The following is an 18,580-nucleotide window of genomic DNA, read 5'->3' as shown; positions in this document are numbered from 1 at the left end:
ACCCGGCAATCTCCGCCGCCGAAGGCGGCACATTTGGAGCGCCCCGGAGGGGCGCAAAAAAGGGGCCTTCCGTCCGCAGGGCGGAAAATCTAAAACCGGTGCGCGGCGGAACACGCTCGTGATTCTTACCGCCCACGGGCGGCAATTCCCGTCGACGCCCTGCCGGGCGCAGCGCGGCAACCTCCTCCGCCCACGAGCGGCAAAATCAAGAGAACTCCGCCGCGCGGCGCATCCGCTCGATGAGCTCGTCGAGCCCAGCGTCGCGTGGAGCGGCCCGGCGCGCCTGCTCCTCCCGCCAGGCCTGCCAGCCGCCCTCAAAGGCGGAGACGCCGCCCTGTTCGACGAAGAGCAGCCGCTCCGCGACCTGCTCGGCAAGGCGGCGGTCGTGGGTCACGACGAGCAGGGTGCCTTTCCATTTTCGCAGGAGGCTCTCAAGCGCCTCAGCGGTGTAGAGGTCGATGTGGTTGGTCGGCTCGTCTAGGACGAGCAGGTTGCAGTCGGAGGCGAGCAGCCGCGCGAAGACCGCCTTGGCGCGTTCGCCGCCCGAGAGGGTCCCCGCGATTTTGTGCACGTCGTCCCCGGCGATACCGAGATTGGCGAGGATGGTGCGCACCTCGTGCTCCTCGAGCGGGGAATCGGCCCGCGCGTTTTCGAGCACCGTCTTTTGGGGGTCGAGCACCTCGTGATTCTGGGAGAAATACCCCGGCTTCACCCCCTCGGCGAACCGGGCACATTCGCCATCGCGCATCAGGTGCTCCAGAAGGGTGGTCTTGCCCGTGCCGTTGGGACCGAGCATGACGGTGCGGCTGCCGGTGGGCAGGGAGAAGGAGGCGTCCTTCAGAACGGTGCGCGGCCCGTAGCGGACGGTCAGTCCCTCGACGCGCGCGGCGGTTTTGGCGGTGACGGGGTGCGCGGCGCCGAGCGCCATGCGCACCTCGGGCAGGTCTCCGGGGCGTTCCCGCGCCTCCAGGCGTTCCGCGCGGCGGGAGAGCGCCTTGGCCCGCGCCTCCACCGTGCCCTGGGGGATCGAGGCGGTGCCCTTGTGGAGCCGCGCCTCACTGAGTCCCATGCGCCGGGGCATTTTCCGCATCCCGCGCGCCGCTTCCCGCAGGTCGCGCGCCTCCGCGAGCAGGCGGGCCTTTTCCGCGCGGTACTGGTCATACTCGAACTGCCGGAAGGCGCGTTCCCGGTCGCGCTCGGCGATCCACGCGGAATAGCCGCCTGGGAAGACCCGCACCGTCCCCTCCTCGATCGCCCAGATTGCGGTGCACACCCGGTCGAGCAGCGCGCGGTCGTGGGAGACGAGCACCACCGCGCCGCGGTACCCGCGGAGCTGCTTTTGCAGCGTCTCGATGCCGTCGAGGTCGAGGTTGGTGGTCGGCTCGTCGGCGAAGAGCAGCGGGTCCCCGCGTGAAAAGGCCGCCGCCAGCGCGGCGCGGGTGCGCTCCCCGCCGCTCTTGCGGGCGCCGTCCGCCACCGCCCACTCCCGGAGCGTCCGCCCGTCGCCCTCGCCCTCCGCCTCGCCCGACTGGCGGACGAGCGCGATGGGGCAGCGCCGGTCGATGGTTCCTTCGTCGGCGGGCTCTCCGCCAAAGAGGATGTTTAAGAGCGTCGATTTGCCCGCGCCGTTCGCGCCGACCAGCCCGATGCGGTCGCCGTCGTGGACCTCGAGCTTATCCACGGAAAAGAGCGTGCGGACCCCAAAGCTTTTTTTGAGGTCCCGCGCCTGTAACAGATACATAAAAATCCCTCCCGGACGTCCTGTCCGGGAGGGATTCCGATTCGCAGAAAGCGCGCGGCCATGCAAAAAAGCGCACAGGCGCGCGGCGCTGCCGCCCAGGGGCGGGGAGGCGCATTTTTATTGCGGGCAATAAAAATTTCTGCGGCGGATGCCAGCCGGACAGAACAACATAAGACGGCCGCAGCGGCCGCCGTGGTGTGTTCTTGATTCATCGGCTGTTATTTACGCATCTTCCGCAGAAACCTCGTGCTTTCTTAGATTTGGCTGTATTTTATCACAGGGCCGGGTTCTTGTCAAGCGGGAGCTATTCCCTGTCGGCCGACTGGAAGGAGACGCCCGTCAAAAAGGGCGAAAACCCGATGCCGGTGACGCCCTTGCCCGAGGCGTAGTAGCTCGTTTCGAAGTAGAGGGGGATGACCGCGCCGTCCTCGAGCAGGAGGGTCTCCGCCTGACGGTAGGCGTCGAACAGCTCAACGCCGCTGAGGGTGGAGGCCGAATCGAGCAGCGCGTCGAAATCGGCGTTGGAATAGCCCGCCCAGTTCTGCCCCGAGCCGGACCGGAAGAGGGAGAGCAGCGCGTCGGGGGAGGAATAGGCGGCCGAGAGGGGCACGATGGCCGCGTCGAAATCGCCCTCCCGCACCCGTTCGAGGGCCTCCTCCTGCGGCAGGACGTTCAGCCCGGCGAAGAGCCCGAGGGACCGCTGGAGCCCCTGCTGGACGTACCCGGCCAGCGCCCGCTGGTTGTTGCCCTCGCAGACGAGCAGCTCCCCCAGCGGCAGGGCGGAGCGCCCGAGGTCCTCGAGCCCCGCCACATAGCAGCGCTTGGCGAGGTCGGGGCTCGAGACGAGCGGCCCGGTTTCCCCGGCCCGCGCCCGGAAGGACTCCCCCTGCCAGAGGATGGCGGGCGGCACCAGCGTGTCGGCGGCGCGCAGGTTGCCGGGGAGCCGGCCCTCAAAGAGGGAACGGTTGACGCTGTAGGCGACCGCCTGGCGGATGTTCGTGTTCGCGAGGGGCTCCTTGTGTCCGTTGAGCAGGAGCACCCACACGGTGTCCTCAAAGGAGGCGACCTGCCCGCCCGCGTCCTCCACGGCGGGAAGGTCGGAGAAGGAGACCTTGCAGGCGTCCGTCTCGCCCGCGAGGAAACGGGCGGCGGGTTCGGCGCCGTCCGCCGCGCCGGGCGTATAGAGGTCCACCCCGCGCGCGACGACCGGCTGGTCGTCGAGGTAATGCCTGTTGCGGCGCAGGGAGATCACCCGGTCGTTGTTCCAGTTGTAGAGATAGAAGGGGCCGTTGCAGAGCAGGCTTCCGATGTCGAAGCCGTAGCGGGCGCGCGTCGACTCGAAGAATTCCCGGCTGCAGGGCATCGCGTAGCTCGCGGAGAGCAGCTCGGGCAGGCGGCTGTCCTGCCGGATGAGGGTGATCTCCAGCGTGTAGTCGTCGAGTGCGCGCACGCCGAGCGAGGACTGGGGCGCCGCGCCGCTCAGGATGAGCGAGGCGTTTTTGACCGAGGAAAATTCCCCCGCGAAGGGGCTGAACGCCGCCGGGTCGAACATGCGGGAGAGCGCGAAGGCGAAGTCGTGTGCGGTCACGGGGGCCTCGTGGAAGGCGGAACGGCTGCTGGAGGCGTTCCACACGGCATCCCGGCGCAGGTGGAAGGTCCAGACAAGCCCGTCGCCCGAGACCTCGCTGCTTTCGGCGAGGCGGGGGACCACCTCGCCGTCGGGAAGCTGGCGGTAGAGCCCCTCAAAGGTGTTGGAGATGATCATGCGGGCGGTCGTGTCGGTCGCGAACTGGGGGTCGAGCAGGGAAACGCCCGTGGGGACGTCGTAGCGGATGATCTCGCCGGCGGAGCTTCCGCATCCGCCCAGCAGGAGCAGCAGGGACAATATCAAAGCGGCTGCGCGCAGTTTTCTCATGGCGGCACCTTCCGTTGAAATCTTAGTCAAATTCTATCAGAATTCGCGCCGGTTTGCAAACCCGCGCGCACCCAAAAGGTGCGGAAAAGCCCGGGATTTGCTGCGCCGCGGGGGTTCGGCCTGAATCCCCAGAATTCGCCAAAAACACAACATCTTGTGTCAAACGAAAAAACCGCTACTAAAAAATGTGTTTTTCACCATTGACAGGGAACCTGTTTTCCATTAAAATAGAAACTGCGTGATGAAATGGAACTATATCTTGTGGAAAATAAAGAAAAATACCACAAAATATGGGGACAACAAGATAACGGAGGGTACCCGAATGATACAGACGATTGTAAAGCGCGACGGCCGGTGCGTCCTGTTCGACCTCGACAAGATCGCGGCCGCGATCTTCAAGGCGGCGCAGGCGCTGGGCGGCAGCGATTACGAGATGGCCCGCGCGCTGGCGGAGCAGGTGGCCGCCTCCCTCGAGGAGGCCGGGAACCAGAGCCCCACGGTCGAGGAGATCCAGGACGCGGTGGAGCGCACGCTCGTGGACAACGGCCACGCCCGCACCGCCAAGGAGTTCATCCTCTACCGCGCGCAGCGCACCCGCGTGCGCGATATGAACACCCGCCTCATGAAGACCTATGAGGAGCTCACCTACAAGTCGGCGGACGAGAACGACATCAAGCGGGAGAACGCCAACATCGACGGCGACACCGCGATGGGCACGATGCTCAAATACGGCTCCGAGGGGGCCAAGCAGTTCTACCACATGTTCGTGCTGCGGCCCGAGCACTCGAAGGCGCACCTGGCGGGGGACATCCACATCCACGACCTCGATTTCCTGACGCTGACGACCACCTGCTGCCAGATCGACATCGACAAGCTCTTCACCGGCGGCTTCTGCACCGGGCACGGCTTTCTGCGGGAGCCCAACGACATCTCGAGCTACGCGGCCCTCGCCTGCATCGCCATCCAGTCCAACCAGAACGACCAGCACGGCGGGCAGAGCATCCCCAACTTCGACTACGGAATGGCCAAGGGGGTGGCGAAGACCTACCGCAAGCTCTACACCCGCAACCTCGCCAAGGGGCTCGAGCTCTTCTGCGGCATCGACGACGCGGAGGGGATCGCCAAGGCGATCCGCGACGGGATTTTCGACGCGCGGGGAATCGGCCCCGTCTTTGCGGACGACAACGGCTACCGCGACCAGGAGGCCGAGCTGCTGCACGAATACACCGACGGGGAGACGGCGGAAAAGCTCCAGCAGTTCGCCCGCCGGGAGGCGGTCAAGGAGACCCGCCGCGCCACCTACCAGGCGATGGAGGCGTTCGTCCACAACCTCAACACGATGCATTCCCGCGCGGGCGCGCAGATCCCCTTCTCGTCGATCAACTACGGCACCGACACCTCGCCGGAGGGCCGCCTTGTGGTCGAATGCGTGCTGCGCGCCACCGAGGCGGGCCTCGGCAACGGCGAGACCCCCATCTTCCCCATCCACATCTTCAAGGTGAAGGAGGGGATCAACTTTAACGACGGCGAACCCAACTACGACCTCTTCAAGCTCGCCTGCCGCGTGTCGGCCAAGCGGCTCTTCCCCAACTTTTCCTTCATCGACGCGCCCTACAACCTCCAGTACTACAAGCCCGGCCACCCCGAGACGGAGATCGCCTACATGGGCTGCCGCACCCGCGTGATCGGAAACCACTACGACCCCACCCGCGAGATCGTCAACGGCCGCGGCAACCTGAGCTTCACCTCGGTGAACCTGCCGCGCATCGCCATCCGCGCGAAGGGGGACGTCGACTGGTTCTTCGAGGAGCTCGACCGCAAGATCGACCTCGTGATCGACCAGCTCATGGAGCGGTTTGAAATCCAAGCGAAAAAGAAGGTCCGCAACTACCCCTTCCTGATGGGGCAGGGGGTGTGGATCGATTCGGACAAGCTCGGTCCCGACGACGAGGTGCGCGAGGTGCTCAAACACGGCACCCTGTCGATGGGCTTCATCGGGCTGGCGGAGACGCTCAAGGCGCTGATCGGCCAGCACCACGGGGAGAGCGAGTACGCGCAGAACCTCGGGCTGGAGATCATCGGGCACATGCGCCGCCGCATGGACGACGCGACCCGCGCCACCGGCTTCAACTACACCCTGCTCGCCACCCCGGCCGAGGGGCTTTCGGGGCGGTTCGTGCGGATGGACCGCAAGCAGTTCGGGGAGCTCGAAGGGATCACCGACCACGAGTTCTACACCAACTCCTTCCACATCCCCGTCTACTACAACATCTCCGCCAGCGAGAAGATCCGCCTCGAGGCGCCCTACCACGCGCTGACCAACGCGGGGCACATCTCCTACATCGAGCTGGACGGCGACCCGCTGAAAAACCTCGACGCGTTCGAGCAGGTGGTGCGCTACATGAAGGAGTGCGGCATCGGCTACGGCTCGATTAACCACCCGGTCGACCGCGACCCCGTCTGCGGCTACACCGGCATCATCGACGAGGTCTGCCCCCGCTGCGGCAGGCGCGAGGGGGAGGCCGTGAGCGTCCAGAAGCTGCGGGAGCTCGGCTGCTGGCAGGAGAGCGCCGCCAACTGCGGCTACTGCGGGGACCCCTTTGAGGAGAGCGAGCGCAGCGCGAATCCGCTTTCCTTCTGAACAATTTAGAACGATTAAATGAGGAGGCATTTTTTATGGTACAGATCAATCAGGACGGCGTGGAAATGGTCGGCAAGGGCGTCGGGTTCGAGCGCATCCGCCGCATCACCGGCTATCTGGTGGGAACCCTCGACCGGTTCAACGACGCAAAGCGCGCCGAGGTGGGCGAGCGGGTCAAGCACACCGTCAGCCGTGAAGTAAAGCTCTGATGCCGGCGGAAGAGATTCCGCCGCTGCGCGTCGCGGGGTGCGTCTCCGACTCGATCGTCGACGGCCCGGGGATGCGGTACGTCGTCTTTGTGCAGGGGTGCCCGCACCGCTGCCCCGGCTGCCACAACCCCCAGACCCACGACTTTGCCGGCGGCTACCCCGCGGACCCCGACGAGATTGTGCGGCAGGTGAAGGCCGACCCGCTGATGAGCGGCGTGACCTTTTCGGGCGGGGAACCCTTCTGCCAGCCGGAGGCGCTCGCCGCGCTCGGGGAACGCATCCGCGCGCTCGGCAAGAACATTGTGATTTACTCCGGGTATACATTTGAACAGTTATTGCACATAGGCGAACGAAATCCCGCCGTTCTGCGCCTGCTGCGGCTGGCCGACCTGCTGGTCGACGGACCGTATCTCGAGGCGGAGCGCGATTTGACGCTGGAGTACCGGGGCAGCCGCAACCAGCGGCTGATCAAAGTCCCGGAGGCGCTTGCCGCCGCCGGGCTCGCACAATAAAACGGAAAAACGAGGGCGGAGCCAAAGGCTCCGCCCTCGTTTTATGTAGTTTTATACGCGCAGCAGCAGGTCGGTGTAGGTCGGCATCGGCCAGCAAGACCCGTCCATGATCGTCTCGGCGGCGTCGCAGGCGGCCCGCAGGCTCTCCATGCACAGGCGGATGTCGCTGCGCATAAATTCGGCGTGGGCGTGCACGTCCTCGATCGACTGGCTGCGCGCATAGGCGTCCCGCAGGGCGCCGAGCTCGCTGTCGATCTGGTCGACGAGCGCGGTGAGGGTGTCGAGCAGCCGCACGGTGGAGACGGCCGCCGCGCCCGCGGTGCGCATCCGGTTGACCGTCTCGGCGATCTCGCCGGTGTAACGCACGACGGCGGGATAGACCTGCCGCCGCACCATCTCGATGAGGGTGGCGGCCTCGATGCCGACGACCTTGACGTAGTTTTCCAGCAGGATCTCATGCCGGGAGATGCACTCGGCCTCGGTAAAGACGCCGTGCCGCGCGAAAAGGGCGATATTTTTGGGCGCGACGAGGCAGTCGAACGCCTCAACGGTCGAGGGGATGATGGGCAGGCCCCGCCGCCGGGCCTCCTGAACCCACGCCTCGGAATAGTTGTTGCCGTTATAGATGATGCGGCCGTGCTTTTGCATGACCTCGGAGATGAGGGCGCAGATTTCCGCGTCGCGGTCGGCGGCGCGCTCCAGCCGGTCGGAGAAGCCGGAAAAGACGTCGGCGAGCGCGGTGTTGAGCACGACGTTGGTCAGCGCGATCGACTGGGACGCGCCCGGCATGCGGAACTCGAACTTGTTGCCGGTGAAGGCGAAGGGGGAGGTGCGGTTGCGGTCGGAGTCGTCCTTGACGAGCTCGGGCAGCGCGTCCACGCCGGTCTTGAGCAGCTGGCGGTGCTCCTCGGGGCAGCCGCCGCCGTCGGCGAAGGAGAAGAGGGTGCGGGTGAGCGCCTCCCCGAGGAAGACGGAGATCACCGGCGGCGGAGCCTCGCAGCCGCCGAGGCGCTGGTCGTTGCCCGCGCAGGCGGCCGACGCGCGCAGCAGGTCGCCGTACTCGTCCACCACCTGGACAAAGGCCGCCGCCAGCAGCAGGAAGCGCCGGTTTTTGACCGGGTCCCCCGAGGGGGAGAGGAGGTTTTTGCCGGCGTCGGTGATGAGGGAGTAGTTGTTGTGCTTGCCGCTGCCGTTGATGCCCGCGAAGGGCTTTTCATGCAGCAGGCAGGCGAGGTTTTTCTTTTTGGCGACGACCCGCATCATCTCCATCGTGAGCTGGTTGTGGTCGCAGGCGATGTTCGCCTGGTCGTAGACGGGGGCCAGCTCGTGCTGGGCGGGGGCCGCCTCGTTGTGCTTGGTCTTGGCGGGCACCCCCAGCGACCAGAGCTCCTCGTCGAGCGCGTGCATGAAGTCGGACACCCGCAGGCGGATGCGCCCGCAGTAGTGGTCGTCGAGCTCCTGCCCCTTGGGGGGCTTCGCGCCGATGAGGGTGCGGCCGCAGATCTTCAGGTCGAGGCGCTGCTCGTAGAGCGCGCGGTCGATGAGGAAATACTCCTGCTCCGCGCCGACCGTCGGGATGACATAGCTGACGGATTCCTCGCCGAGCAGGTGCAGCAGGCGGACCCCTTCGCTGCCGACCGCCTGCATCGAACGCAGGAGGGGGGTCTTCTGGTCGAGCGCCTCGCCGCCGTAGGAGCAGAAGGCGGTCGGGATATAGAGGGTGCCGTCCTTGACGAAGGCGGGGGAGGTGGGGTCCCAGGTGGTGTATCCGCGCGCCTCAAAGGTGGCGCGCAGCCCGCCCGACGGGAAGCTCGACGCGTCCGGCTCCCCCTTGATGAGCGCCTTGGAGGAAAATTCGAGCATCATGCCGCCCTCGCCGTCCGGTTCGATGAAGGCGTCGTGCTTGCCGGCGGTGATGTTGGTCAGCGGCTGGAACCAGTGGGTGTAGTGGGTGGCGCCCTGCGCGATCGCCCAGTCCTTCATCCCCTCCGCGACCGCCTGCGCGATCGACGGGTCGAGCGGCAGCCCCGCCTCGCGGGTGCGCCGCAGGCTTTCGTAGACCTCGCGCGAGAGATGCTCGCGCATCGCGGCGTCGCCGAACACCCGGCAGCCGAACAGCTTTGTCAGATCCATGTGTTTCCCTCCCTCTCCGTTTCCCGCGATTCGGCGGGCCTGCTTTCTTTTCTCTTGTAAAAGAAAGCAGCAAAGAAAATACGCTTAAAGGATCAAGCGTTTCGCGCCTGCGGGCGCGACGCGGGGCTCCGCCCCGCGACCCCGCCGCCTTTTAAAAAAGGCGGGCGAAAATTTTTGTTATTCGTTGAGGCCTTTCCAAGACCGGAAAAAACGTTTGTCTCACGGGGCGCGCGTGCGGCGACGTGCCGCGGCGGGCCTGAATCAAAAGCTTTAAGGGTTTCCAAAGGGAACTTTCTCGAAAGTTCCCTTTGGCAAAAGTTCCCCCTGGTTACAGCAGGTGGATGCCCGACGCCTCGCAGGCGTCGCGCATGTCGTCCGGCCAGACGGACGCCTGCACCTCGCCGATGTGGGCCTTCTGGAGCATCGCCATGCAGATGCGGCTCTGGCCCACGCCGCCGCCCATCGTGAGCGGGAGGCGGCCCTCGAGCAGCATCTTGTGGAAGGGCATCGACGCACGCTCGGTGTGACCGGAGATTTCAAGCTGGCGGCGCAGCGCGTCGGCGTCGACGCGGATGCCCATCGAGGAGAGCTCGAGCGCCCGTCCGAGCACCGGGTACCAGATGATGATGTCGCCGTTTAAGGACCAGTCGTCGTAGTCGGGCGCACGGCCGTCGTGGGGCTTGCCGGACTTGAGCGCGCCGCCGATCTGCATGATGAAGACCGCGCCGTATTTTTTGGCGGCCGCGTCCTCCCGCGCCTTGGGGGAGAGGGTGGGGTATTCGTCCTCGAGCTGCTGGCTCGTAACGAAGGAGATCTGTTCCGGCAGGTAGCGTTCGAGGCAGGAGAACTGGTTGGCAAGGGTCTCCTGCGTCTTGCAGAGCGCCTTCATGATCTGGCGCACGGTATCCTTCAGCGTTTCGGCACACCGCTGTTCGCGGGTGATGACCTTCTCCCAGTCCCACTGGTCGACGTAGACCGAGTGGAGATTGTCGAGCACCTCGTCGCGGCGGATGGCGTTCATATCGGTGTAAAGCCCGGTGCCGGGCGCGAAGCCGTAGCGCGCGAGCGCGAGACGCTTCCATTTCGCCAGCGAGTGGACGATCTGCACGTCGGAGCCGAGGTCGAGGATATCGAACTGCACCGGCCGTTCTACGCCGTTGAGGTCGTCGTTGAGGCCGGTCTCGGGCTGTACAAAGAGGGGCGCGGACACACGCGTCAATTCGAGGCAGCGCGCGAGCTCCCGCTCAAAGGTGTCCTTCGCCAGCTTGATGGCGATCTCAGTTTCCATAATGTCCAGCTTGGAAAAATAGTGCTCCGGCAGGGAGAGGTTTCTCACCGACATGGGGGATGACCATCCTTTCAAAATCCGCCCGTGGACGGAATACAATTCATTTCATTATTCTACCATCCGCGGCCCTTCCATGCAAGAGAAATTCCACCATCCGGGCGGCCGGGTGTTGACGAAAAAGGAAACAACGGTTACAATAAAATCAGATCGCGCCCCGTTGTGTGTGGTGGGACGCGAAATTTGTCGATACGAGTTGGGAGGTGGGCCGTATGCCGCGGACCGTCTGGCTGGCGCTGAGCTATAACGTGCCGATCAATCCCTCGAAGGCACGGGTCTACGTCTGGCGAAAGCTCAAGGAGATTGGCGCCGAATACTTCAAGCAAGGGGTCGCCCTGCTGCCCAACACGGCCCAGAGCATGCAGCAGTTTTCCGCTTTGGCGCAGAAGATCCGCCAGCTCGGGGGGGAGGCGTCGATCGTCGAGCTCCGTTTCACCGACCCGAACGACGAGGCGCAGATGACCGCCCGCTTCAAAAAGCAGGTGGACGACGAATACACCGAGCTGCTCTCCGACTGCGCGAACGTGCTGCTCATGCTCAAACGGCCCGAACAGCCGCTGACCGCGCAGGAGACCGAGCGCATCCGCCAGATGGTAAAGCGTTACCGCAAGACCCGTTCCCGCGACTTCTTTAAGGCCTCCGAGGCCAAGGAGATCGAAACGGGCATCAACGAGATTATCGACGGGGTCAAGGGGATCGCCTCCGATCTGGGCAAGCAGCTCAGGAAGATGATGGACGTCTGATTAGCCGAGCAGCTCCCCGATCACCGCGTTGGAGAGGAGAAAGCCCTCCGCCGTGAGGCGCAGGCCGTCCGAATCAAGCGTTATCAGCCCGCCGGGAATCCGGCGGGCTTTTTCGCGCAGATTTTTCGCGCCAAAGCCGGGATAGCGGGCCGCGAGTGCGTCCCAGCGCACCCCCTCGGAAAGCCGCAGGCGGAGCATCAGGTATTCCTCCGCGTCCCCGCCCGGGCCGTCGTCGACGGCCCGGGAGAAATCCCCGCCCGACGCGAGGAATCCCCGCAGGTCGCGCGGGAAATAGAACCGCCGCCCATTTACGAACGAGTGGGCCGACGGTCCCACGCCGAGGTATTCCCGGCAGTCCCAGTATTTGAGGTTGTGGCGGGCGACGCGGCCCTCCCGCGCGAAATTGCTGATCTCGTACTGCCTCCAGCCTCCCGCCTCCAGCGATCCGGCCGCGTGCAGGTAGGCCGCGGCCTGTCCCTCCTCGTCCGGGCAGGCCGCCGCGACCCCCTGCCGGTCAAAGGGGGTGCCCGGCTCGATCTTGAGCAGGTAGGCGCTCACATGTTCCGCGCCGAGCCTGCCGCACAGGCCGACCGCCCGGTCGATGTCCGCAGGGGTCTGGCCGGGCGTGGCGAGCATGAGGTCGAGCGAAAAATGCGCGAAGCCGCAGCCCCGCGCCGTCTCCACCGCCGAAACCACGTCGGCGGCGGTATGCAGCCGCCCGAGCCGCCGGAGCTGGCCGTCGTCGGCGCTCTGCATCCCGAACGAAAGGCGGTTGACACCCGCCGCCCGCAGGATGGAAAGCTCCCGCCCGAGCGCCGAATGGGGATTGCATTCGACGGTGATCTCCGCGCCCGAAGCGATCCCAAAGCGCGCGTCCGCCGCCTCGAGGATGCACGAAAGGCGGCGGCCCCCCAGTACCGAAGGGGTGCCGCCGCCGAAATAGACGGTATCGAGCGGCGCGAGCGCGTAGGGCGCCCGCCCGATGGAGCGGATGGCCGCGTCGGTATAGGCGTCCATCAGCGCCTCGTCCGCCGCCACAGAGTAGAAGTCGCAGTAGGGGCATTTGCGCTCACAGAAGGGGATGTGGATATAGAGGGCGTCGCACATGGGAATCTCCTTTTTTGCCGCCCTGCGGGCGGCGGGGGCTTTTTTGGATTTGCCGCTCGGGGAGCGGCGGAAGTTTTATCGCCCTCCTTCGGAGGGCTGAGAGGAGCCGCCTTCGGCGGCAGGGGATTGCCGGGTCCCGCCCCGGCGGGCGGGGTACTTTCTTTGCGTCAAAGAAAGTACCCAAAGAAGGACGCTCAAGGGGACTTCCGCCAGTCCCCTTGAGAATCCCCCGGGAGTACCTTGCCAGTACCCGCCGGTTGCCGTCACTCCCCACAGGTACACCAGCTGAGGGCTCAATTCAGGTTGCGGGCGCACCCAACGGCCGTATCTCCCCGTGCGCATGTCCGGCACGGTTCCTGAGGGCCGTTGCAACAATGCGCGTGCGCCCACCCCCTGGCAGACACTGCGGCACTTTGGGAGCATTACGATCGGCCTCCCCGGCCGCACCCGCGGCACGGCTCCTGAGGCTCGCCGGCAGAGGCGTTGCGCCCGCGGCGCGGCGGCTGATGGACTGCTGTAGGCTGGTCCTTCGATCCGTGGCACGGGGCCGCGACCTTTATGGCCGCAGGCCGTCGCGGCCTGGGGGTCAAGGGGGCGCAGCCCCCTGCGGCTTCTTTTCCCCATTTCTTGTCCGTACAAGAAATGGGGCCGCCCGCCGGGGCGGGACCCGGCAACTGTACCGCTCATGAGCGGCAAGCCCAAGGAAGCCCCCTGCCGGCGGGAGCTGGCAAGTCCCGCCGCCCCTCGGGCGGCAAATCAGTCCTTCGAGTCGAGCTTGAGCACGGCGGTGAACGCCTCGGGCGGAATCGAGACGGAGCCGAGCTGGCGCATTTTCTTTTTGCCTTCCTTCTGTTTTTCGAGCAGCTTCTTTTTGCGGGTGATGTCGCCGCCGTAGCATTTGGCGAGCACGTCCTTACGCAGCGCCTTGACGGTTTCGCGGGCGATGACCTTGCCGCCGATGGCGGCCTGGATGGGCACCTCAAAGAGCTGGCGGGGGATGTTGTCCCGCAGGTTTTCGCAGATGCGCCGCGCGCGCGGATAGGCCTTGTCGGCGTGGGCGATGAAGGAGAGCGCGTCGACGACCTCGCTGTTTAAAAGGATGTCGAGCTTGACGAGCTTGCTGTCGCGGTAGCCGCACATCTCATAGTCGAAGGAGGCGTAGCCGCGGGTGCGGGATTTGAGCGCGTCAAAGAAATCGTAGACGATCTCGTTGAGGGGCAGCTCGTAATGAAGCTCGACCCGGTCGGCGTCGAGGTATTTGGTGTCGAGATAGACGCCCCGGCGGTCCTGGCAGAGCTCCATGATGTTGCCGATGTAGGCGGGCGGCGTAAAGATGTTCGCCTTGACGAACGGCTCCTGGGCCGATACGATCTGCGCCGGGTCGGGATAGCTGGCGGGATTGTCGATCGTGAGCTCCTCACCGCTCTGCATCTGGAGCCTGTAGACGACGCTTGGCAGCGTCGTGACGATGTCAAGATTGAACTCCCGTTCGAGCCGTTCCTGCACGATCTCCATGTGCAGGAGTCCCAAAAAGCCGCAGCGGAAGCCGAAGCCGAGCGCGACGGAGGATTCCGGCTCAAAGGAGAGAGAGGCGTCGTTGAGCTGGAGCTTTTCGAGCGCGTCGCGCAGGTCGGGGTATTTGGCGCCGTCCTGCGGGTAGATGCCCGAAAAGACCATCGGCAGCACCTTGCGGTAGCCGGGCAGGGGCTCGGCGGCGGGATTCCCGGCGTCGGTGACGGTGTCGCCGACGGCGGTATCCCGCACCGTCTTGATCGAGGCGGTGATGTAGCCGACCTCGCCCGCGGCAAGCTCCTCCTGCGGCACGAGGCTGGTCGCGCCCATCACGCCGCACTCGACGACGGTGAACTCCGCGCCGGTGGACATCATGCGGATGGTCATGCCGGGCCGGACGGTGCCGTCCATGACGCGGACGTAGACGATGACGCCCCGGTAGCTGTCGTAGACGCTGTCGAAGATGAGCGCGCGCAGCGGGGCGGTTTCGTCCCCCTCGGGGGCGGGGATGTCCGCGACGACCCGCTCGAGCACCGCGTGGACGTTTTCGCCCGTTTTGGCGGAGATGCGCGGCGCGTCCATGCAAGGGATGCCGATGATGTCCTCGACCTCCTGCGCGACCCGGTCGGGCTCGGCGGCGGGCAGGTCAATCTTGTTGATGACGGGGGTGACCTCGAGGTCGTGCTCGATCGCCAGATAGGTGTTGGCGAGCGTCTGGGCCTCGATGCCCTGCGACGCGTCCACCACGAGCACCGCGCCCTCGCAGGCGGCGAGCGACCGGGAGACCTCGTAGTTGAAGTCGACGTGTCCGGGGGTATCGATCAGGTTGAACTGGTAGTCCTGCCCGTCGTCCGCGTGGTAGGTGAGAGTGACGGCGCGCGCCTTGATCGTGATGCCGCGCTCCCGCTCGAGCTCCATATTGTCGAGGATCTGGTCCTCCATGTCCCGCTGGCTCACCGCCTCGGTGAGTTCGAGGATGCGGTCGGCCAGCGTGCTTTTGCCGTGGTCGATATGCGCGATGATGCAGAAATTACGGATGTGTTCCTTATCCATTTTGCCCTGCCGTTTCCGCCCGTCCAATGGGCATCCTAAAATTTTTCCAATACTAAATTATAGCATAACCGCCCGGCGGGATGCAATACGGCGCGGCGGCGATCCCGTCAGGAACCTTTTTTGAGGATCCTCTCGATCCCGGCGGCGTCGAGCTGGTTGACCGTCACGAAACGTCCCCCATAGAACACCGCCCAGTTGTTGAAGACGCAGGGCAGCTCCTTCGCCTTTTGCAGGGTGTCCACCGGAATGAGGGAGAGGGGGACGCCGCGCTCCTCGCAGTACCGCCGGACCACCTCGACGCGCTGGGGGATAAAGGGGCATTGCATGCTGTAGCAGATCGTGAGCTCCGGGCTTTCGACCGCCAGTTTTTTCGCGTTCGGCGCGAATTGCGGCACGGTCCCGTCGAAGGAGAGCGCGAGCAGCTCGTATTCGTTCCCGGCCGTGTCGACCGCCTCAAAGCCGAACTTCTTTGCAAACGCCTGGTCGGAGAGCCAGGCCTTTTGTTTTTTCGCCCCGAGCATGCAGACGCCGGACCTGCCCTGCCTTTTGGCGTCGGCCAGGCAGTACTCCATGAGCGACCGCCCGTACCCCTTGCCCTTGCAGCCGCCGTCGACCCAGAGGCAGTAAAGATAGATGTAGTTGCCGCCAAGGACGGGTACCCACGCCGTCTCAAGAGGGGCGTATTCGATGAAAACCACCGCCTTCGCATCGAGCTTTCGGAACACATGGCCTTCCTTGAGCCGGGCGGCGAGCCATTGCCGCTTGGCCTCGACGCCCGGGTGGGGCTTTTTGCTGCGGATGATGCAGCAGAGATGCTCTTCGGCGAGGGTTTCCTCCGTCAGGTTTATAAAATCCGGTTCCATACGCGTCCTCGTTTCCAATTGAATTTTGGCGTGGCCCAAAGGCAGAACGCCTTTTCTGTATCATAACATACCCGGCCGCGCTTCTCAAAGAAATTTGGAAATCAGGCCGGATCCTTCCCGCCGCGGGAGGGACTCGGCCTTGCCATTTGCGGGGAAGGTGTGGTAGGATGGAACCAACGGGACGCGCCCGCCGGCATATGCGGTCGGTCGCTGCTTTTCAATCCCATATGCACGGAGAAGCGGAAGGGTGGACCGACCGATGAAAATGCCCGAAAAGATCGATGAGAGGCTGTTCGCGCCCTGTGGCATGAACTGCATGGCCTGCTGCCGGCACTGCGTGAGCAAAAGGCCCTGTCCCGGCTGCTTCGGCGGCGACGGCGGCAAGCCGGAGCACTGCCGGAAATGCGGCATCCGCGACTGCGCCCGGGAGCGGGGTCTCGCCTACTGCTTCGCGTGCCCGGATTACCCCTGCAAGCCGGTGAAAAACCTCGACAGGAGCTACCGCAAGCGCTATCAAGCGAGCCTCATGGAAAACGGCGCGGCGGTGAAGGCGCGGGGGCTGGAGGCGTTTCTGGCGGCGCAGCGGGAAGAATTCACCTGTCCCGCCTGCGGCGGGGCCGTCTCCCTCCACGACGCGGCGTGCAGCGAATGCGGCAGGCCGCGCGGCCCCGGGGAGGTCTGACGCCCGCCGGAAAACGGGGCGGAAAAGGCGTACAATGGGTTCGGCCGGCTGCGGCCGAGGGGGAGTGTGCCCGGATGATGCTCAAAATATTGCTGATCGCGGCCTGTCTGGGCGCGGTCCTGTTGGACGCGGCGAAGAAGCTCGACCTTCTGGGCCGCTGGCATATGGCGCTCTGCGCCCTGCTGCTGCCGCACGCGCTCTTCTGGTGGCAGCGGCTCTCCCGCCTCGGCGGGGCGGGCCTCTGGGCGGTGCGGCTGGCGGTGGGCGTCTATTTCGCCTGGACGCTCCTGCGCCTGCTGTTTTTCCCCGCGCGGGACTACCAGACCGAAAACCGCCGCGTCCGGGTCCTCTGGGCCGGGCGCATGGCGCTGCGGGGCGGGCTGCTCCTGCTTTTGATGCAGGCGGTCTTTTACCTGTGGGTCCTGCCGCCGCTCGCGGGCGGCCTGCCGGGCTGGGTCGTCCCCGCCGACCTCGCGGCGGCGTTTCTGCTCGTCGCGCTGGTCATCCTCGGCGGCGCGCTGCGGATCCTTTTCACCTGCCGCAGGCTGGGGATCGTCAAGCGGGTGCTGCTCGTCCTGAACCTGTGGATCCCGGTCGTCAACCTCTTTTTGATGCTCTGGCTCTGCCGGGCCGCGCGGGATGAATACGACCACGAATGCTACCGCGAGGAGGCGCGCCGGGTGCGCGCGGAGCGGGACGTCTGCCGGACGAGATATCCGCTGCTGCTCGTGCACGGGGTCGGCTTCCGCGATCTCAAATATTTCAACTACTGGGGCCGCATCCCGCGCGAATTGCAGCGGAACGGCGCCGCGGTCTACTACGGGCACCAGCAGGCGTGGGGCACGATCGAGGACAACGCCGAGGCCATCCGCGCAAAAATCCTGGAGATCCAAACGGAGACGGGCTGCGAAAAGGTCAACATCATCGCGCACTCCAAGGGCGGGCTCGACGCGCGCTACCTGATCACCCGGCTTGGGATGGGGGAGGCCGTGGCGTCGCTCACGACGATCTCCACCCAGCACCGCGGCTCCGAGCTGCTGGACCTGCTCGGGAAGCTGCCCGACGGCCTCTACCGCAAAATCTGCGGGATGGTCGACGCGGCCTTCCGCAAGGTCGGGGACCGGGCCCCCGACGCGTGCACGGCCAGCCGTCAGCTCGCGCCCGCCTTCGCGGAGGCCTTCAACGCCGAAACGCCCGACGACCCGCGCGTCAGCTACCGGAGCTGGGCCACCGTCATGAAAAACCCGCTGAGCGACCCGCTGCTCAGCATCCCCTATTTCCTGCTCCGGTGCGTCCGGGGCCCCAACGACGGCCTCGTGTGTATCGACTCGGCCAAGTGGGGGACGTTCGGCGGCGTGCTCTCCAGCCGGCGGCGCCGCGGCATTTCGCACGGCGACATCATCGACCTCAAACGGGAGGACTACCGGGGCTTCGACGTCATCGAATGGTATGTCGGGCTTGTGTCCCGCCTGCGCGACGACGGGTTCTAACCCCGGCGGCGGACCCGGAAGCCCCGGGAACAGCGAATGAAAGGGGAAGCGCCATGGACGAAAGACTGCAATTTTCCGGCAGGGAGGAGTTCCGCGGGTGGCTTCAGGACCACTGCCGGACGGACGGCGGCGTCTGGCTGCTCTTCGGCAAGGCGGGCGGCCCGCGGACGATCACGGCGGCGGAGGCGCTGGAGGAGGCGCTCTGCTTTGGCTGGATCGACGGACAGATGCAGCGGATCGACGACCGCTCCTACGTAAAATATTTTTCCCCGCGCAGGGAGAACAGCAAGTGGTCGGAGAAGAACAAAGCGCTGGCTGAAAAGCTGGAGCGGCAGGGACGCATGACCTGCTTCGGACGGGAAAAGATCGCGGAGGCAAAGCAAAACGGGCAGTGGGACGCCCCAAAATCCCCGGCGGTCACGGAGGAGCAGGTGCGGGCGGTTTCCGAACTGCTGGCGGGATACGAGCCCGCCCACACGCATTTTTCCGCGATGTCCCCGTCGGTGAGGAGGACCTATGCCAAAGCGTATCTTGCCGCCAGGACCGACGAGGGGCGGAAAAAGCGTCTGGCGTGGATGGTCGGCCGGCTCAATCAAAACCTGAAGCCGATGTAAGGCCCCGCGGGAGACGGGGA

The 18,580-nt window shown here is 65.4% G+C and carries 12 protein-coding genes and 1 pseudogene; 6 read left to right on the top strand and 7 right to left on the bottom strand.

Features of this window, described 5'->3' with window-relative positions; translation table 11 throughout:
* Nucleotides 1–205 precede the first annotated feature (205 nt).
* Together abc-f and RCI06_RS03920 are read right to left on the bottom strand one after the other, a co-directional pair.
* Nucleotides 206–1,741 carry a ribosomal protection-like ABC-F family protein gene (gene abc-f / locus RCI06_RS03925; protein ID WP_306574416.1) on the bottom strand — a complete coding sequence of 512 codons (1,536 nt, stop codon included), beginning with the start codon at nucleotides 1,739–1,741 and terminating at the stop codon, nucleotides 206–208.
* A gap of 304 nt (nucleotides 1,742–2,045) precedes the next feature.
* Complete coding sequence (locus tag RCI06_RS03920; protein WP_306574413.1) at nucleotides 2,046–3,656, bottom strand: peptide ABC transporter substrate-binding protein; 1,611 nt, start codon at nucleotides 3,654–3,656, stop codon at nucleotides 2,046–2,048.
* Between the two features lie 322 nt (nucleotides 3,657–3,978).
* Here RCI06_RS03920 and RCI06_RS03915 point away from each other — a divergent pair.
* A pseudogene (locus RCI06_RS03915) lies at nucleotides 3,979–6,485 on the top strand (hypothetical protein); the annotation flags it as partial.
* A 20-nt stretch (nucleotides 6,486–6,505) separates the two neighbouring features.
* Complete coding sequence (nrdG, locus tag RCI06_RS03905; protein WP_306574411.1) at nucleotides 6,506–7,018, top strand: anaerobic ribonucleoside-triphosphate reductase activating protein; 513 nt, start codon at nucleotides 6,506–6,508, stop codon at nucleotides 7,016–7,018.
* A 51-nt stretch (nucleotides 7,019–7,069) separates the two neighbouring features.
* On the opposite strand, the gene RCI06_RS03900 is transcribed toward nrdG, so the two are convergent.
* Nucleotides 7,070–9,151, bottom strand: a complete 2,082-nt coding sequence (locus tag RCI06_RS03900; RefSeq protein WP_306574408.1) for a glutamine synthetase III — start codon at nucleotides 9,149–9,151, stop codon at nucleotides 7,070–7,072.
* Between the two features lie 328 nt (nucleotides 9,152–9,479).
* Nucleotides 9,480–10,493, bottom strand: coding sequence for an aspartate--ammonia ligase (gene asnA / locus RCI06_RS03895; RefSeq protein WP_306574406.1), 1,014 nt, complete (start codon nucleotides 10,491–10,493; stop codon nucleotides 9,480–9,482).
* 215 nt (nucleotides 10,494–10,708) lie between these two features.
* Here asnA and RCI06_RS03890 point away from each other — a divergent pair, with 215 nt between their 5' ends.
* Nucleotides 10,709–11,239, top strand: a complete 531-nt coding sequence (locus RCI06_RS03890; protein ID WP_101548362.1) for a Chromate resistance protein ChrB — start codon at nucleotides 10,709–10,711, stop codon at nucleotides 11,237–11,239.
* On the opposite strand, the gene hemW is transcribed toward RCI06_RS03890, so the two are convergent.
* The 3 genes from hemW to RCI06_RS03875 form a co-directional block, all read right to left on the bottom strand.
* Entirely contained in the window at nucleotides 11,240–12,346 is a 1,107-nt protein-coding gene (gene hemW / locus RCI06_RS03885; protein ID WP_306574404.1) for a radical SAM family heme chaperone HemW, read from the bottom strand. It abuts the gene before it with no gap.
* A 756-nt stretch (nucleotides 12,347–13,102) separates the two neighbouring features.
* The gene (lepA, locus tag RCI06_RS03880) at nucleotides 13,103–14,911 is read right to left on the bottom strand and encodes a translation elongation factor 4 (protein WP_288234225.1); all 1,809 of its coding nucleotides are present in this window, start codon (nucleotides 14,909–14,911) and stop codon (nucleotides 13,103–13,105) included.
* Between the two features lie 107 nt (nucleotides 14,912–15,018).
* Entirely contained in the window at nucleotides 15,019–15,774 is a 756-nt protein-coding gene (locus RCI06_RS03875) for a GNAT family N-acetyltransferase (RefSeq protein ID WP_306574403.1), read from the bottom strand.
* Between the two features lie 259 nt (nucleotides 15,775–16,033).
* Between RCI06_RS03875 and RCI06_RS03870 the strand changes: the two genes are divergently transcribed.
* The 3 genes from RCI06_RS03870 to RCI06_RS03860 all read left to right on the top strand — a co-directional run bounded on the left by RCI06_RS03870 (nucleotide 16,034) and on the right by RCI06_RS03860 (nucleotide 18,560).
* Nucleotides 16,034–16,456 (top strand): DUF3795 domain-containing protein, encoded by a 423-nt coding sequence (locus RCI06_RS03870; protein WP_277138683.1) that lies wholly within the window; start codon nucleotides 16,034–16,036, stop codon nucleotides 16,454–16,456.
* Nucleotides 16,457–16,530: 74 nt separating this feature from the next.
* Nucleotides 16,531–17,946 carry a triacylglycerol lipase gene (locus tag RCI06_RS03865; RefSeq protein WP_306574401.1) on the top strand — a complete coding sequence of 472 codons (1,416 nt, stop codon included), beginning with the start codon at nucleotides 16,531–16,533 and terminating at the stop codon, nucleotides 17,944–17,946.
* Nucleotides 17,947–17,999: 53 nt separating this feature from the next.
* Nucleotides 18,000–18,560 carry a YdeI family protein gene (locus RCI06_RS03860; protein WP_276872207.1) on the top strand — a complete coding sequence of 187 codons (561 nt, stop codon included), beginning with the start codon at nucleotides 18,000–18,002 and terminating at the stop codon, nucleotides 18,558–18,560.
* The last annotated feature ends 20 nt before the right edge of the window (nucleotides 18,561–18,580 follow it).

Origin of the sequence: Anaerotruncus massiliensis (ex Togo et al. 2026) (assembly GCF_030825285.1) — a bacterium.
Lineage (GTDB): Bacteria > Bacillota > Clostridia > Oscillospirales > Ruminococcaceae > Anaerotruncus > Anaerotruncus massiliensis.
The sequence above is the reverse complement of the archived record's forward strand: the minus strand, read 5'-3'. Positions and strand labels throughout refer to the sequence as shown.

What these genes read in the sequence shown, in the direction of transcription:
- abc-f (WP_306574416.1), bottom strand. Translation starts at nt 1,741, where the DNA reads ATGTATCTGTTACAGGCGCGGGACCTCAAAAAAAGCTTTGGGGTCCGC.
- RCI06_RS03920 (WP_306574413.1), bottom strand. Translation starts at nt 3,656, where the DNA reads ATGAGAAAACTGCGCGCAGCCGCTTTGATATTGTCCCTGCTGCTCCTG.
- nrdG (WP_306574411.1), top strand. Translation starts at nt 6,506, where the DNA reads ATGCCGGCGGAAGAGATTCCGCCGCTGCGCGTCGCGGGGTGCGTCTCC.
- RCI06_RS03900 (WP_306574408.1), bottom strand. Translation starts at nt 9,151, where the DNA reads ATGGATCTGACAAAGCTGTTCGGCTGCCGGGTGTTCGGCGACGCCGCG.
- asnA (WP_306574406.1), bottom strand. Translation starts at nt 10,493, where the DNA reads ATGTCGGTGAGAAACCTCTCCCTGCCGGAGCACTATTTTTCCAAGCTG.
- RCI06_RS03890 (WP_101548362.1), top strand. Translation starts at nt 10,709, where the DNA reads ATGCCGCGGACCGTCTGGCTGGCGCTGAGCTATAACGTGCCGATCAAT.
- hemW (WP_306574404.1), bottom strand. Translation starts at nt 12,346, where the DNA reads ATGTGCGACGCCCTCTATATCCACATCCCCTTCTGTGAGCGCAAATGC.
- lepA (WP_288234225.1), bottom strand. Translation starts at nt 14,911, where the DNA reads ATGGATAAGGAACACATCCGTAATTTCTGCATCATCGCGCATATCGAC.
- RCI06_RS03875 (WP_306574403.1), bottom strand. Translation starts at nt 15,774, where the DNA reads ATGGAACCGGATTTTATAAACCTGACGGAGGAAACCCTCGCCGAAGAG.
- RCI06_RS03870 (WP_277138683.1), top strand. Translation starts at nt 16,034, where the DNA reads ATGAAAATGCCCGAAAAGATCGATGAGAGGCTGTTCGCGCCCTGTGGC.
- RCI06_RS03865 (WP_306574401.1), top strand. Translation starts at nt 16,531, where the DNA reads ATGATGCTCAAAATATTGCTGATCGCGGCCTGTCTGGGCGCGGTCCTG.
- RCI06_RS03860 (WP_276872207.1), top strand. Translation starts at nt 18,000, where the DNA reads ATGGACGAAAGACTGCAATTTTCCGGCAGGGAGGAGTTCCGCGGGTGG.